Raw genomic sequence first — 13,430 nt, 5'->3', positions numbered from 1 at the left:
TGGACCTCTCGCTCCTCGCTGTCAAGAACCAGACAGAATGGGGATGCACGGTGGGCGCGACGATGAGGGGGAGCCGGTGATCCAGTCGATCGACCGTGCGGCGAAGATCCTCACGCTCCTGCAGGGCTCGCGCCGCATGGGCATCTCGGAGCTCGCCGCCGCGCTCGACCTGCCGCCGTCCACCGTGCACGGCATCGTGAAGTCGCTCCAGGCGCACGGGCTCGTGGCTCAGCAGCCGAGCGGGAACCGCTACGTGCTCGGGCCGGCGCTCCTGAAGCTCTCGAGCGTCTACCTCGACACGCTCGACGTACGGGCGCGCGCGATGCGCTGGATGCACGAGCTCTCCAGCCGCACCGGCCTCGCGACCCGTCTCGGTGCGGAGCTGTTCGGCGAGGTCATCGTGATCCACCACGACCGTCGCCCCGACGGCACCGAGCAGATGCCCGAGACCGGCCTGACGATCCCGAGCCACGCCTCGGCGCTCGGGAAGGTGCTGCTCGCCTACGACTCGGCGCACGCCGCGGACGCCCTGTCGCGCCCGTTGGCGGCGCTCACGGCGGACACCGTCACCGATCCCGAGCAGGTACGGGCCGGCCTCGAGCAGGTCCGCAGGGAGGCGCTCGGCTTCGAGAACGAGGAGGCCGTCATCGGCGAGTCATCCGTCGCCGCACCGGTCTGCTCGGAGGACGGCGACGTGGTCGCCGCGGTCGCGGTGGTCATGCCCTCGACCGACTGGCCGCCGTCGGACGCCCTCATCGGCGCGCTCCGCGACGCCGCGCGGAGCATCTCGCGCGACCTCGGCGCGCCCACCTGGCCGCCGCGCCCGCCCGCGCCCGCCCGCGCCTGAGTGCGCCCGAGCGCGCCTGAGGGCGATTCCTGCGGTGGAGTACAGGAAGAGCACCACCTCCACCGCAGAAATCGCCCTCGGTCGCGCGGCGCGGGGCCGCGTCGGCGCGACCCGCGTCGGATCAGTCGTGCTGCGGGAAGCCCAGGTTCAGCCCGCCGTGGCTCGGGTCGAGCCAGCGCGAGGTGATCGCCTTCTCCTGCGTGAAGAAGTCGAAGCCGCGCGGGCCGTAGGCCTTGGCGTCGCCGAAGAGCGAGTCCTTCCAGCCGCCGAACGAGTGGTACGCGACGGGCACGGGGATCGGCACGTTGATGCCGATCATGCCGACCGTCACCTCGCGCTGGAAGCGCCGCGCGGCGCCGCCGTCGTTGGTGAAGATCGCCGTGCCGTTGCCGTAGCGCGAGGAGTTGATCAGGTCGACGCCGTCCTCGTAACCGTCGACGCGGACGACCGAGAGCACCGGGCCGAAGATCTCGTCGCGGTACACGGCCGACGAGGTCGGCACGTGGTCGATGAGCGTCGGCCCCATCCAGAAGCCGTCGGGTTCGCCGTTCACGTCGGGGTCGCGGCCGTCCACGACGACGGATGCCCCGTCCGCGCCGGCCACGTCGAGGTACCCGGCGACCTTGTCGCGGTGCTCGCGCGTGATGAGCGGACCCATGTCGCAGCCCCTGGTGCCGTCGCCGGTGACGAGCCGCGACATCCGCTCGCTGATCTTCGCGACGAGCTCGTCGGCGATCGAGTCGACCGCGACGACCGCGGAGATCGCCATGCAGCGCTCGCCCGCCGAGCCGAAGCCCGCGTTGACGGCGGCGTCGGCCGCGAGGTCGAGGTCGGCGTCGGGCAGCACGAGCATGTGGTTCTTCGCGCCGCCGAGCGCCTGGACGCGCTTGCCGTTCGCGGTCGCCGTCGCGTAGATGTACCGCGCGATCGGGGTCGAGCCGACGAACGAGATCGAGCGCACGGTGGGGTGCTCGAGCAGCGCGTCGACCGCGACCTTGTCGCCGTGCACGACGTTGAAGACGCCGTCGGGCAGTCCCGCCTCCTGGAAGAGGCGCGCGAGCCAGACCGAGGCCGACGGGTCCTTCTCCGACGGCTTCAGCACGACGGTGTTGCCCGTCGCGATCGCGAGCGGGAAGAACCACAGCGGCACCATCGCCGGGAAGTTGAACGGGCTGATGACGCCGACGACGCCGAGCGGCTGGCGCAGCGAGTACACGTCGATGCCGGTCGAGACGTTCTCGGAGTACTCGCCCTTCGTGTACGCGGGCATCCCGCAGGCGAGCTCGACGACCTCGAGGCCGCGGGCGATCTCGCCGAGCGCGTCGGCGGTCACCTTGCCGTGCTCGCTCGTGAGGATCGCGGCGAGCTCGTCGGTCCGTGACGCGAGCAGCTCGCGGAAGCGGAACATGATCTGCTGGCGCTTGGCGATCGAGGCGTCGCGCCACGCGGGGAACGCGCGGGCGGCGGCCTCCACGGCGAGGTCCACGTCCTCCGTCGAGGCGAAGCGCACGCGGCGCTGCTCGATGCCGTGCGCGGGGTTGTAGACGGGGCCGGTGCGCTCGGAGGCGCCCGACGCGGGCGCGCCGTCGATCCAGTGCTCCACCATCTCGGCGGTCGCGGTGCCCTCGGCGCTGGGGGCGGTCTGGGTGTCGGTCATCAGTCTCGTTCCTTCCGAATCGAGTGTCCGGGTCGTGTTCACAGGGTGGTGGCCGGGTGGTGCGTGCCGCGGTGCCCCGGGATGCCGCGGCATCCGTCTCACACGGCGACGGTGCCGAGCACCTCGTCGTAGATCGCGGTGGCCTGCTCGACCTCCTCGGCCGTCACGACGCACGGCGGCACGACGTGGATGCGGTTCTCGGCGACGAACGGCAGCAGGCCGCGCTCGACGAGCGCGCCCTGGATGCGGCCGACCTCGGCCGCGGGCAGCGGCTCGCGCGTCTCGGGGTCGGCGACGAGGTCGAGCGCCCAGAAGACGCCCTCGCCGCGCACCTCGCCGATCACGGCGTGCTTCTCGGCGAGCTCGGTGAGGGCGGGGGCGATCGCCTCGGCGCCGACGCGGCGCGCGTGGTCCACGATGCCCTCCGACTCCATGGCGTCGAGCGCGCCGACGATCGAGGCCATCGCCAGCGGGTGGCCCGAGTAGGTGAGCCCGCCGGGGAACACCTTCTCGTCGAAGTCGGCGGCGATCTCGTCGGAGATGACGACGCCGCCCACGGGCACGTAGCCCGAGTTCACGCCCTTCGCGAAGCTGATGAGGTCGGGCTTCACGTCGTAGCCGTCGAACGCGAACCAGCGCCCGGTCCGGCCGAAGCCGCACATGACCTCGTCGAGGATCAGCATGATGCCGTGCCGGTCGCAGAGCTCGCGCACGCCCGCGAGGTAGCCGGGCGGCGGCACAAGCACGCCGGCGGTGCCGGGCACGGTCTCGAGCAGCACGGCGGCGATCGTCGCCGGGCCCTCGGCCTCGATCACGCGCCGCAGGTGGCGAAGGGCGCGCTCCGACTCCTCCTCGGGCGTCGTCGCCCAGAACTCGGAGCGGTAGAGGAAGGGCCCGAAGAAGTGCACGTGTCCGCGCGCGAACTCGTTCGGGATGCGACGCCAGTCGCCCGTCGACACGATCGCGGCGCCGGTGTTGCCGTGGTACGAGCGGTACGTCGAGAGCACCTTGTCGCGGCCGGTGTGCAGGCGCGCCATCCGGATCGCGTTCTCGTTCGCATCGGCGCCGCCGTTGGTGAAGAACACCTTCGACATGCCCTCGGGCGCACGGTCGGTGATGCGCTTCGCGGCCTCGCCGCGGGCGAGGTTCACGGTCGGCGGGCCGATCGTGGTCAGGAGCTCGGCCTGCTCGCGGATCGCCGAGACGACCGCGGGGTGCTGGTGGCCGATGTTGACGTTGACGAGCTGGCTCGAGAAGTCGAGGTACTCGCGACCGGAGTGGTCCCAGACCTTCGTGCCGCGCCCGCTCGCGACGACGAGCTGCGGGGGGCTGCCCTGCGCCGACCAGGAGTGGAAGACGTGTTCGGCGTCGAGCTCGCGCGCGAGCGCGTCGAGGTCGGCGGTGAGGTTCTCGGTCATCAGCGTCGTCGCCTTTCTTCAATGATGCACCCGGCCCGGTGATCGAGTAGCGCCCGGCGGGGCCGGACGCGTATCGAGATCCCGCACGGGTCTCGATACGGCGCTGCGCGCCTACTCGACCACCGGAGGTGCCACTAGTTGCCGCCCTCGGTGAGGGTGACCTCGATGGGCTCGTAGGACTCGCCCATCACGTCGACGCCGTCGGCCTCGAGGTTCGCGATGGCCTCGTCGACGTACTCGTTGGTGTACGAACCCTCCGGCGGGTCGGTCGTGATGACCTGCGCGCCGTCCTGGTTCTTGGTGGCGAGGGCCATCTCGACGGTGGCGTCCCACTGGTCCTCGTTGATGTGGCCGATGCCGCTCGACGACGGCCAGATCAGCTTGTTGATCTCGTTGGCCATCCAGAGCTGGTGGCTCGTGCCGAGCGTCGAACCGGCGGCCGTGACCGCGTCGGCCGCGGCCTGCGGGTCGTCGCGCTGGTCGATCCAGCCGAGGATCGCGCCCTGGATGAGCTTGACCGCGGTCTCGGCGTACTCGGGGTCGTCCGCGAGGCGGTCGGAGTTCGCCCAGATCGCATCCTGGAGCATGGCCGTGCCGACCTCGTTCCAGTCGATGACCGAGAAGTCCTCGGGCTGGTAGAGCTCCCCCGTCTCGGGGTTCACGGCCTCGAGCAGCTGCGCGTACTCGTTGTAGGTCATCGCCTGCGCGGCGTCGATCTCCTTGTTGAGCAGCGCGTTCATGTCGAAGTTCTGCTGCACGATGGTGTAGCCCGACGCATCGACCTCGGTGAGGCCCGCGAAGAGCTCCCACTCGTTGCCGAAGCCCCAGCTGCCGATCTGCTTGTCCGAGAGGTCCTCCGGGCCCTCGATGCCGCTGTCGGCCCAGGCGACCTGCAGCGTGCCGCTGCGCTCGAAGACCTGCGCGATGTTCGTGATGTTCGCCCCCGCCTCGATCGACGCGAGCGCCTTCGGCACCCACGCGATCGCGAAGTCGACGTCGCCGGCGGCCAACACGTCCTGCGGGACGATGTCGACCGCACCCGGGATGATCTCGACGTCGAGGCCGAGCTCCTCCCAGTAGCCGTTCGCCTCGGCGAGGTAGTACCCGCCGAACTGGGCCTGCGTGAGCCACTGCAGCTGCAGGGTCACGGGTGTGAGCTCGCCGTCGGCGGTGTCTCCGCCGTCGCCCGAGTCGCTGCCCCCGCCGGAGCAGCCGGCGAGCACGAGCGCGGTCGCGGCTGCTGCCGCCGCGCCCGCGAGGATCCGGTTGCGCTTCATGTGCATTCCTCTCTTGGTGGTGGTGCTCGTGGTGCGGGATCCGACCGGCGGTGCCGGTGGCTGGGGCCGGACGGCGTCGGCCGGCGAGGCGTTGGCGGGGTCCCGGGTTCGGGCCGGGTCCGAGGTCATCGGTGGCGCGAGGCGATCCTCTCGATCAGGCTGGTGAGGACGAAGAAGACGAGGCCGAGCAGGATGGCGCCGATGACGAACGCCCACGCGCGGGCGTACGCGCTCGACGCGGCGGCGGTCGTGATCGCCGAGCCGAGCCCCTGGCGCGGGCCGCCGAAGTACTCGGCGACGAGCGCGGAGATCACGGCGAGCGACGAGGCGATGCGGAGGCCCGTGAAGAAGTGGGGCAGCGCCGATGGGATCGTGACGAGCCGCGTGAGCTGCGACGGCGTCGCCGCGTACGACTTCATGAGGTCGCGGTGCACCGGCCGCACCTGGCGGAGGCCGCGGAGGGTGTTGAGGAAGACCGGCACGAACGCGGCGATCGAGGCGATGAGGATGCGCGCGACCTCGGAGGTCGAGCCGAACATCGTGTAGAACACCGGCGCGAGGGCGACGATCGGCACCACCGCCACCGCGGCGACGACCGGCGCGAGCATGCCGTCGACGGGCCTGCCGACGGATGCCGCGATCGCGAGCAGCACGCCGATGACCGCGCCGATCACGAGGCCGATGAGCGCGTTCAGCCCGGTCGCGAGCGTTGCGGCGAGCACCTGCGGGGCGTACTGCACGAGCTGGTCGAGGATCGCGGAGGGACTCGCGAGCACGAACGGCGGGATGCCGGCGGCGACCACGACGAGCTCGGCGAGCAGCACGAGCACGATGAACAGCGCGACGGGCGGCAGCACGAGCTTCGCGAAGCGGGCGAGCGGGCCGTCGCCGGCCGCGCGGCGGCGCGGGGCAGCGGATGCCGCGAGCCCGGGCATCGCGATCGTCGGGTCCGCCGCGGGCGGCGGCGTGGTCTCGACGCGCTCGGGTGCGGCACTCGTCATCGCACGTCCACCCCCCTCGCCGCGCCGGCGGCCGGCGCGGTCTCGGGCCCGTGGAGGGCCTCGCGCACGGCGGTCACGCCCGCGAAGAACGCGGCGTCCTCGCGGAGGTCCTCGCCGCGGTCGGCGGCGTCGCCGAGGCGCACGTCGATCTCGTCGGTGATCCGGCCGGGCCGGGGCGACATCACGACGACGCGGTCGGAGAGGTAGACGGCCTCGGGGATCGAGTGCGTCACGAACACGACCGCGGCGCCGGTCTCGGCGCGGATGCGGAGGAGTTCGGTCTGCATGCGCTCGCGCGTCATCTCGTCGAGCGCGCCGAACGGCTCGTCCATCAGCAGGAGCCTCGGCTGCTCGGCGAGCGACCGGGCGATCGCGACGCGCTGCTGCATGCCGCCCGAGAGCTGGTCGGGGTAGTGCTTCGCGAAGTCGGCGAGGCCCACGAGCTCGAGCAGCTCGGCGACGCGCGAACGGCGGGTCGCGGCATCCGCCCCGTGCAGTTGCAGCGGGAGCTCGATGTTCGCGGCGACCGACCGCCAGGGCAGGAGTCCGGCCTGCTGGAAGGCGATGCCGTACGACTGGTCGATGCGAGCCTGCTTCGCGGTCTTGCCGAAGACCCGGATCTCGCCGGCGGTCGGCTCGTCGAGGTCGGCGATGAGACGGAGCAGCGTCGACTTGCCGCAGCCCGACGGGCCGATGAGCGAGACGAACTCGCCGTCGTGCACCGCGAGCTCGATGCCCGTGAGCGCGGTGACCTCTGCACCTTTCGCACCCGCGAAGACGCGCTCGACGCCGCGCGCGACGACGGCCTCGGTGGCATCGGCGGTCGCGGTGGCCGTTCCGGCGGTCGCGGTCGCGGCGGTCGCGACGGACGTCGACTCGGCTGCCGGCGTCGGCTCGGGGGCGGGCATGCTCGGGGTCGGGCTGCTCATGCGACGGTCTCCTGTCGGCGGAACGGGCTGAGGAAGGCGGCGAGGAGGGCGACGAAACCGGCGGCGACGAGGCCGAGCAGCACCGCACCGAGGATCGGCGCCCAGGGCTTGGCGGGGTCGCTCGAGGCGGCGACCGCGGTCTCGAGGATGAGGCGGCCGATGCCGCCCGTGAAGCCGACCGAGATCTCGGCGACCACGGTGCCGACGACGGCGTTCGCGGCGGCGAGCCGCAGTGCGGGGATGAGGAACGGCACGCTCGCGGGCAGCCGCAGGCGGAAGAGCGTGGTCCACCACCCGGCCGCATAGCTGCGCATGAGGTCGAGGTGCGCGGCATCCGGCGACTGCAGGCCCCGCAGGGCGCCGACGGCGACCGGGAAGAACGCGAGGTAGCTCGCGATGATCACGACCGACATCCAGCTCTCCCACGAGAACGCGCCGAACTCGAGGCGCGAGCCCCAGTTGCGGATGAGCGGTGCGAGCGCGATGAGCGGCACGGTCTGGCTGAGGATCACGAACGGGAGCACGGCCCGCTCGGCGATCCGGAAGCCGAGCATGAGGAGCGCGAGCGCGAAGCCGACGACGACGCCCACGAGCCATCCGAGCGCCGCGACCCCCAGGCTCGTCAGCGCGGCGAGGAGCACCACGACGCCGAGCGGGAGCGCGCCCTGCGCGCGGGTCACGGGTTCGATGACCCGCGCGACCATGTCCCAGGTGTGCGGCATCGCCTGGTCGCTCGTGCGCGGGAGCAGGCGGATGCCGCTGCCGGTGACGCCCTCCTGCGCGCCGACCAGCCAGCCGTCGGCGGGGCCGACGAGCTTGTACAGCTCCCACAGCGCGGCGAGCGCGAGGACGCCGACGACGCCCCAGACCACGGCGCGCCAGCGGTTCCCCGTCGGTCGAGGTGCCCGGCGCGGAGCGTCGCGCGTACCGAGACCTCCACGTGGGGATCTCGAACCGCGTCCGCCTGCGGCGGGCGCCACTCGATCAGCGGGAGCCGTCATCGCTTCGCCGTGATGTGCTCGGAGAGCGCCGGGATCACGGTCTCGCCGTAGACCCGCAGCGTCTCCTCCTTGTTGTCGTGCTGGAGGTAGCCGGCGAACTGGTCGACGCCGAGCTCGGCGAGCGCCTTCAGCTTCTGGATGTGCTGGTCGGCCGTGCCGAGCACGCAGAACCGCTCGACGATCTCGTCGGGCACGAACTCGGTGTGGGTGTTCCCCGCGCGTCCGTGCTCGTTGTAGTCGTAGTCCTGGCGTCCGCGGATGTAGTCCGTCAGCGCGTCCGGCACCGTGCCGTGCGCGCCGTACTTCGCGACGATGTCGGCGACGTGGTTGCCGACCATCCCGCCGAACCAGCGGCACTGGTCGCGCATGTGCGCCCAGTCGTCGCCGATGTACATCGGTGCGGCGACGCAGAACTTCACGGATGCCGGGTCGCGCCCGACCTTCTCCGCGGCGTTCCGCACCGTCGTGATCATCCACTCGGCGATGTCGAGGTCGGCGAGCTGGAGGATGAACCCGTCGCCCACCTCGCCCGCGACGCGGAGCGCCATCGGGCCGTAGGCCGCGACCCACACCTCGAGCTCGGAGCCCCGGCTCCAGGGGAACTGGATCTCCGAGCCGTGGTACTCGACCGAGCGCGAGTTGCCGAGCTCGCGGATCACGTGGATCGACTCGCGCAGCTCGGTCATCGTCGTCGGCTTGCCGTTCGTGACGCGCACCGCCGAGTCGCCGCGGCCGATGCCGCACACCGTGCGGTTGCCGAACATCTCGTTGAGCGTCGCGAAGACGGACGCCGTGACCGTCCAGTCGCGCGTGGCCGGGTTCGTCACGAACGGGCCGACCTTGATGCGCTGGGTCTGCGCGAGGATCTGGCTGTAGATGACGTAGGGCTCCTGCCACAGGATGTGCGAGTCGAACGTCCACACGTGGCTGAAGCCGTGCACCTCGGCGAGCTTCGCGAGCTGGATGGTCCGCGATGCCGGGGGGTTGGTCTGGAGGACCGCTCCGAATTCCATGGTGTTCCCTTTCCTCCCGGTGGTCGAGTAGCGCGAAGCGCGTATCGAGACCTCGTGACGTGATCTCGATACGGTCGCTTCGCTCCCTACTCGATCACCGGTGCCGGACGTTTGGTCAGATCAGGTACTGGCTCAGGCCGCGCTTGAGGTAGCGACCGTCGCCCTTGGCGCCGACGTAGGCGTCGTCCTCGACGACGACCTTGCCGCGGCTCATCACCGTGTCGACCTTGCCGTCGATCTCGTAGCCCTCCCACGCCGAGTAGTCCATGTTCATGTGGTGCGTCTTGTCGAGGCCGATCGACGTGTGGCCGTTCGGGTCGTAGACGACGATGTCGGCGTCGGCGCCGGGCTGGATGACGCCCTTGGTGCCGTAGAGGCCGAACATGCGCGCGGGCGTCGTCGAGGTGAGCTCGACCCACCGCTCGAGCGTGATCTCGCCGGTCACGACGCCCTGGTACATGAGGTCCATGCGGTGCTCGATCGAGCCGATGCCGTTCGGGATCTTGCGGAAGTCGCCGAGGCCGAGCTCCTTCTGGTCCTTCATGCAGAACGGGCAGTGGTCGGTCGAGACCATCTGCAGGTCGTTCGTGCGCAGCGCCTGCCACATCGAGTCCTGGTGGCCCTCGGCGCGGCTGCGGAGCGGCGTCGAGCAGACCCACTTGGCGCCCTCGAACGCGCCCCACTCGTCGCTCCTCGCGCCGAGCTGGTCCTCGAGCGAGAGGTAGAGGTACTGCGGGCAGGTCTCGCCGTAGACGTTCTGGCCCTTGTCGCGCGCCCAGGCGAGCTGCTCGACGGCCTGCTTGGCCGACACGTGCACGACGTAGAGCGGTGCGCCCGTGAGCTTGGCGAGCATGATCGCGCGGTGCGTCGCCTCCTCCTCCATCTCCCAGGCGCGGGCGATGCCGTGGTAGTACGGGTCGGTCTTCCCCTGGTCGACGAGTTGCTGGGCGAGCACGTCGATCGCCGGGCCGTTCTCGGCGTGCATCATCGTGAGCATGCCGGTGTCGCGCGAGACCTGCATGGCCTTCAGGATCTGCGCGTCATCCGAGTAGAAGACGCCCGGGTAGGCCATGAACAGCTTGAAGCTCGAGACCCCCTCGTCGGGCAGCTTCTTCATGGCCTCGATCGAGGCCTCGTTGACGTCACCCACGATCTGGTGGAAGCCGTAGTCGATCGCGCAGTTGCCGCCGGCCTTCTCGTGCCAGGCGGCCAACCCGTCTTCGATGCGCTGGCCGTAGGTCTGCACGGCGAAGTCGATGATCGAGGTCGTGCCGCCGTGGGCGGCGGCGATGGTGCCCGACTCGAACGTATCGGACGCCTCGGTGCCGCCGAACGGCAGCTGCATGTGGGTGTGGGCGTCGATGCCGCCGGGGATGACGTACTTGCCGGTGGCGTCGACGACGCGGTCGACGGATGCCGCGACATCCGTGCCCAGCAGTTCGCTGCCGGGCTGCAGGACGGCGACGATCTTCTCGCCGTCGACGAGCACGTCGGCCGCGGCGCGGCCGGTGGCGCTGACGACGGTGCCGCCGGAGATGAGGGTGGTGGCCATGTGTGGAGCTCTCCTTCCTTCGGTGATCGAGTAGGACCGAAGGCCCGTATCGAGATCACGCCGGCGTGGTCTCGATACGCGCTTCGCGCTACTCGACCACCAGATGACTTACGGCTTCGGGATGGACGTGTACGAGTCGGGGCGGCGGTCGCGGTAGAACTGCCAGGCGTTCCGGACGTTCCGGATCATGTCCATGTCGAGGTCGCGGACCACGACCTCCTCGGAGGTCTCCGAGCCGTAGTCGCCGACGATGTTGCCCTGCGGGTCGACGAACTGGCTCTTGCCGTAGAAGTTCACGGCGAGGTCGCCGTACTCGTTGTCCTCGAGGCCGACGCGGTTCGCGGCACCGATGAAGTAGCCGTTCGCGGCGGCCGCCGCGGGCTGCTCGATCTCCCAGAGCCGGTTGGAGAGGCCGGGCTTGGTCGCGTTGGGGTTGAACACGATCTGCGCGCCGTTGAGGCCCAGCTCGCGCCATCCTTCGGGGAAGTGCCGGTCGTAGCAGATGTACACGCCGATCGGGCCGACCGCGGTCTGGAAGACGGGGTAGCCGAGGTTGCCGGGGCGGAAGTAGAACTTCTCCCAGAACTTGTCGAGGTTCGGGATGTGGTGCTTGCGGTACGAGCCGAGGATCGTGCCGTCGGCGTCGACGACGACCGCGGTGTTGTAGTAGACGCCGGGCTGCTCCTCCTCGTAGATGGGCAGGACCATCACCATCTCGAGCTCCTTGGCGAGCGCGGCGAAACGCTGGACGATCGGGCCGTCGGCCGGCTCGGCGAAGTCGTAGTACTTCACGTCCTCCGTGATGCCGAAGTAGGGCCCGTAGAAGAGCTCCTGGAAGCAGATCACCTGGGCGCCCTGCTGCTTGGCCTGGCGCGCGAACTGCTCGTGCTTGTCGAGCATCGACTCCTTGTCACCCGTCCACGTGGTCTGGGTGATGGCCGCTCGAACGATCGTCATGGTGCCTCCTGTGTCGGTCGGCGTCGTTGCCGCCAGCAGCCAGACCCGGGCGCATGGTGCTTCGTGCGCTAGTGCCTGCCGTGCGTGCGGTGACGCCGAGCAGTGGTGCCGAGAATCGACGCCGGCTGGGGACCGGCGGCAGGTGCCAGATCGGGGTAGCGACCCGTTCTGTTATTCTTCGGCGTGAACATTTCCCTTGTGTTTCACTCTGTGACGTGGTGGTTAAACATCCTGTCCCTTGCTTCGTGAGGAGGCAATGGTGCGATCAGGTATTCGAGTGGATGTCTCCGAGCTGACGGCGTTGGCGCCCTTCGCCGACACGACTCCGCGAGGCATCGCGGCCGACCTCGCGCGCCTCGTGAACAGCGGCGAGCTCGAGGCGGGCGACCGCCTGCCCACCGTGCGCGAACTCGCCGCGTCACTGGGCGTGAGCCCCGCCACGATCAGCCAGGCGTGGCAGGCGCTCGCACGCGCCGGGCTCATCGAGTCGCGCGGCCGTGCCGGCAGCTTCGTGCGACGGGATGCCGCGGCCGGCCCCGCCGTGCGCATGCGCGGGATGGCGGCGCCCGACGATCCGGTCCGGCTCGACCTCTCGCGAGGGACGCCCGATCCGCTCCTGCTGCCCCCGCTCGGCCCCGCGCTCTCGCGCGTGTCCGCCCGTGCCGACGTCGGCAGCTACCAGGCCGAGCCCGTCATTCCGGCACTCGCCACGGTGCTCCGGGACTCGTGGCCGAGCGAGGCGGAGTCGATCGTCGTCGTCGACGGCGCGCTCGACGCGATCTCGCGCACGCTCGACCAGGTCGTCCGCTTCGGCGACCGAGTCATCGTGGAGCATCCCGGCTTCCCGCCGTTCCTCGACCTCCTCGACCTGCTCGGCGCCGAGGCCGTGCCCGTCGCGATCGACGAACAGGGGATGTCGCCCGAAGGGCTCGCCACCGCGCTGCGGCGCCGGCCGGCGGCCATCCTGCTGCAGCCTCGCGCCCAGAACCCGACCGGGGCGTCGATGACGCCGTCACGCGCGGCGGCGCTGGCGGGAGCCATCCGCTCGGCCGTCGACGAGCACGGGCTCGACCTCGTCGTCGTCGAGGACGACCACTCCGGACTCATCTCGACCGAGGGCGACGTCACGCTCGGCACCCACCTGCCCGACCGCGTCGTGCACGTGCGCAGCTTCTCGAAGTCGCACGGCCCCGACCTGCGCATCGCCGCCGTCGGCGGCCCGCGCGACCTCATCGGGCGCATCATGGCGCGACGCATGCTCGGCCCCGGCTGGACGTCGCGCATGCTGCAGTCGATCCTGCTCGACCTGCTGACGGATGGCGCGGCCATCGACGCCGTCGCCGAAGCGCGCCGCGCGTACTACACGCGCCAGCGCGCGCTCGGCGACGCGCTGCGTGCTCGGGGCGTGCCGGTGATGCACGCCGACGGCATCAACCTCTGGATGCCCGTCGAGTCCGAGCGGTCGACGCTCGTGCAGCTCGCGGCGGCGGGGATCCGGGTGGCCGGCGGGACGCCGTTCCTGGCGGCGGCGAACGGGTCGCCGGTGGCGGGAGCGTCGTCGGTGCGCGGGTCGTCGGCGGCGCGGGGATCTGCCCGCGAGCGCGAGTACGTGCGGGTCACGGTGGGCGCGGTGCGCGAGGGGGCGGCGTCGCTGGCGGATGCGCTCGCGGTCGCGGCGCAGCACCTCGCGGCGGGCGGGTACTGAGGGGAGCTGCGCTCGTCGGCTCGTCGGCTCGTCGGCTCGTCGGCTCGTCGGCTCGTCGGCTCGTCGGCTCGTC

Annotated in this window: 11 protein-coding genes; 2 read left to right on the top strand and 9 right to left on the bottom strand. The window is 70.9% G+C overall.

All coding sequences use genetic code 11. The features are described from left to right. The first annotated feature begins 76 nt into the window (after nt 1-76). Nucleotides 77-847 (top strand): IclR family transcriptional regulator, encoded by a 771-nt coding sequence (locus GJ743_RS06830; protein WP_328288883.1) that lies wholly within the window; start codon nt 77-79, stop codon nt 845-847. Nucleotides 848-968: 121 nt separating this feature from the next. Here GJ743_RS06830 and GJ743_RS06825 read toward each other — a convergent pair whose 3' ends face one another. The 9 genes from GJ743_RS06825 to GJ743_RS06785 all read right to left on the bottom strand — a co-directional run bounded on the left by GJ743_RS06825 (nt 969) and on the right by GJ743_RS06785 (nt 11,652). Next, complete coding sequence (locus GJ743_RS06825) at nt 969-2,504, bottom strand: CoA-acylating methylmalonate-semialdehyde dehydrogenase (protein ID WP_328288882.1); 1,536 nt, start codon at nt 2,502-2,504, stop codon at nt 969-971. Between the two features lie 98 nt (nt 2,505-2,602). After that, entirely contained in the window at nt 2,603-3,922 is a 1,320-nt protein-coding gene (locus GJ743_RS06820) for an aspartate aminotransferase family protein (RefSeq protein ID WP_155051164.1), read from the bottom strand. Between the two features lie 134 nt (nt 3,923-4,056). Then, nucleotides 4,057-5,199, bottom strand: a complete 1,143-nt coding sequence (locus tag GJ743_RS06815; protein ID WP_155051163.1) for an ABC transporter substrate-binding protein — start codon at nt 5,197-5,199, stop codon at nt 4,057-4,059. Nucleotides 5,200-5,324: 125 nt separating this feature from the next. After that, the gene (locus tag GJ743_RS06810) at nt 5,325-6,200 is read right to left on the bottom strand and encodes an ABC transporter permease (RefSeq protein WP_230386616.1); all 876 of its coding nucleotides are present in this window, start codon (nt 6,198-6,200) and stop codon (nt 5,325-5,327) included. Next, the gene (locus tag GJ743_RS06805; RefSeq protein WP_230386615.1) at nt 6,197-7,129 is read right to left on the bottom strand and encodes an ABC transporter ATP-binding protein; all 933 of its coding nucleotides are present in this window, start codon (nt 7,127-7,129) and stop codon (nt 6,197-6,199) included. The genes GJ743_RS06810 and GJ743_RS06805 overlap by 4 nt, the downstream gene beginning before the upstream one ends. After that, nucleotides 7,126-8,001, bottom strand: coding sequence for an ABC transporter permease (locus GJ743_RS06800; RefSeq protein WP_328288881.1), 876 nt, complete (start codon nt 7,999-8,001; stop codon nt 7,126-7,128). The genes GJ743_RS06805 and GJ743_RS06800 overlap by 4 nt, the downstream gene beginning before the upstream one ends. 125 nt (nt 8,002-8,126) lie before the next feature. Next, complete coding sequence (locus GJ743_RS06795; RefSeq protein WP_155051161.1) at nt 8,127-9,143, bottom strand: TIGR03842 family LLM class F420-dependent oxidoreductase; 1,017 nt, start codon at nt 9,141-9,143, stop codon at nt 8,127-8,129. A 115-nt stretch (nt 9,144-9,258) separates the two neighbouring features. Beyond that, entirely contained in the window at nt 9,259-10,695 is a 1,437-nt protein-coding gene (gene hydA / locus GJ743_RS06790) for a dihydropyrimidinase (protein WP_155051160.1), read from the bottom strand. Nucleotides 10,696-10,803: 108 nt separating this feature from the next. Continuing rightward, nucleotides 10,804-11,652: a nitrilase-related carbon-nitrogen hydrolase gene (locus GJ743_RS06785; protein WP_155051159.1), complete on the bottom strand. Its 849-nt coding sequence runs from the start codon at nt 11,650-11,652 to the stop codon at nt 10,804-10,806. 259 nt (nt 11,653-11,911) lie between these two features. On the opposite strand from GJ743_RS06785, the gene GJ743_RS06780 reads away from it, so the two are divergent. After that, the gene (locus GJ743_RS06780; protein ID WP_328288880.1) at nt 11,912-13,357 is read left to right on the top strand and encodes an aminotransferase-like domain-containing protein; all 1,446 of its coding nucleotides are present in this window, start codon (nt 11,912-11,914) and stop codon (nt 13,355-13,357) included. Nucleotides 13,358-13,430: the final 73 nt, after the last annotated feature.

Source organism: Agromyces bracchium (assembly GCF_009709675.1).
GTDB classification, from domain to species: domain Bacteria; phylum Actinomycetota; class Actinomycetes; order Actinomycetales; family Microbacteriaceae; genus Agromyces; species Agromyces bracchium.
This window is presented reverse-complemented; position numbering and strand designations above follow the sequence as displayed.

Coding starts and splice junctions, on each gene's coding strand:
- GJ743_RS06825 (WP_328288882.1), bottom strand. CDS start 2,504: ATGACCGACACCCAGACCGCCCCCAGCGCCGAGGGCACCGCGACCGCC.
- GJ743_RS06820 (WP_155051164.1), bottom strand. CDS start 3,922: ATGACCGAGAACCTCACCGCCGACCTCGACGCGCTCGCGCGCGAGCTC.
- GJ743_RS06815 (WP_155051163.1), bottom strand. CDS start 5,199: ATGAAGCGCAACCGGATCCTCGCGGGCGCGGCGGCAGCAGCCGCGACC.
- GJ743_RS06810 (WP_230386616.1), bottom strand. CDS start 6,200: ATGACGAGTGCCGCACCCGAGCGCGTCGAGACCACGCCGCCGCCCGCG.
- GJ743_RS06805 (WP_230386615.1), bottom strand. CDS start 7,129: ATGAGCAGCCCGACCCCGAGCATGCCCGCCCCCGAGCCGACGCCGGCA.
- GJ743_RS06795 (WP_155051161.1), bottom strand. CDS start 9,143: ATGGAATTCGGAGCGGTCCTCCAGACCAACCCCCCGGCATCGCGGACC.
- hydA (WP_155051160.1), bottom strand. CDS start 10,695: ATGGCCACCACCCTCATCTCCGGCGGCACCGTCGTCAGCGCCACCGGC.
- GJ743_RS06785 (WP_155051159.1), bottom strand. CDS start 11,652: ATGACGATCGTTCGAGCGGCCATCACCCAGACCACGTGGACGGGTGAC.